Source organism: Sphingomonas sp. 1185 (genome assembly GCF_040544655.1).
GTDB lineage: Bacteria > Pseudomonadota > Alphaproteobacteria > Sphingomonadales > Sphingomonadaceae > Sphingomonas.
Map to the genome: position 1 here is coordinate 1 of NZ_JBEPKL010000063.1, position 1,561 is coordinate 1,561.

General features: G+C 60.6%; 1 protein-coding gene. It reads left to right on the forward strand.

Annotation, left to right across the window (positions count from 1 at the left end; translation table 11 throughout):
- The first annotated feature begins 128 nt into the window (after positions 1-128).
- On the forward strand, positions 129-1,142 hold the full coding sequence (locus tag ABIC44_RS19590) for a tyrosine-type recombinase/integrase (RefSeq protein WP_354297094.1): 1,014 nt from the start codon (positions 129-131) through the stop codon (positions 1,140-1,142).
- The last annotated feature ends 419 nt before the right edge of the window (positions 1,143-1,561 follow it).

The window sequence follows — 1,561 nt, forward strand, 5'->3', positions numbered from 1 at the left end:
GACCGGCCTCCTGTCGCCGGTGACGATCTTGAATCAGACTTCAAGCCGCTTGGGAATCCCCCATCGATTCAAGACGCTCGGAATTTGCTCTAGCCGAGGCGCGCTGCCGCGCAGCAGAACTGCGCAAGATGGTAAGGGCTGGCCTCGAACCCGTGAAGGAAAGGGGGCTGCGGCGCGCCAACGTCCCCACCTTCGAGATCGTAGCGCGGCGGTGCTATGAAGCCCTGAGCGGCGGCTGGAAGGATCGGCGGCATGCCTCTTGGCTGTCCAGCCTCGAGAACCATGTGTTTCCCGAGATCGGCACGAAGCGGATCGATGCGATCGGCACCAAGGAAGTGTTGCTGGTGCTCGAGCCGATCTGGCTGACGATCCCAGACACAGCCCGTCGTATCCTGCAGCGGATTGGGGCCATTCTCGATTTCGCGTACATCAAAGGGTATATCCCGGCCAAAGTATCGCTGCGCTCGGTGACACGAGGTCTGCCGCGTCAACAGCAGCAGGTCACACACCGGGCAGCGATGCCCTACGCAGATGTCCCCGCCTTCTGGTCGCAGTTGGTGGCTGAGGCGAACAGCGTTGGCCGGGACGCCCTGAAGCTCACGATCCTCACTGCAGTTCGTTCGAACGAGGCGCGGCTTGCGACATGGCGTGAATTCGATCTCGACGGGGCGGTGTGGTCAATTCCGGGGTCACGCATGAAGATGAAGCTACCGCATCTCGTGCCGCTGTCTGAACCGGCGGTAGCGCTTCTTCGCCGCCTGCGAAAAGAGCATGAAGCGCTCACGACCGGCTCGATTGATGATCAGTATCTTTTCAGTGCCAGAGGCAAGGCACCCATCAGCGATGTTACGATGCTGAAGGCAATCCGCGACGCCAAGATCGACACCATCACGGTTCACGGTTTCAGGAGCAGCTTTGCCGATTGGGCCGCCGAATGCACCAATGTGCCGAAGGAAGTGACGGAGAAGGCGTTGGCGCACCGTATCCCCAATGCAGTCGAAGCTGCTTATCGGCGAACAGACTTCTTCGAGAAACGTCGGGACCTAATGGCGACGTGGGCGCAGCACGTATGCTCAGGGCAGGGGGTGACCGCGAAGAAGGTGATAGGACGACCTCGTAAAGCCACCATGCCCAGCGGTTAAAAGGGGTGGGCCGGAGCTGCCGTCGCTGGGCACGGCAGCCATCGACCACTTATGCCGTTCCGGCCAAGCCACGGGTACGACCGCTATCGCCGAAAAGGGCCAATCATAGGTTCTCGACCAAAGGCCAGCTTCGCCCGGTCGAAAGCCATTCGTTGCACGCTCCTCCGCCCCGACTATGGCTGCTGCGGCACACCATTTGGCAGTCCCATTTCTCCATCTCTTGGGGACATTTTCGGGAAAGAGCAATTGGGAACAGATTTTGGGAAAACTGCCACCTACAGACGCGGGAAAGGCGCGCTGCGCTCGTCCTGTCCCGCTGGAGGTTCCAGACCGTCCGAAAACGCGATGCGAGGCGGTTCGGCGGGAGCGTTCACGGACGAAATCGCTGGAAATCGGATATTTGCCGACGCCTGCGCCTC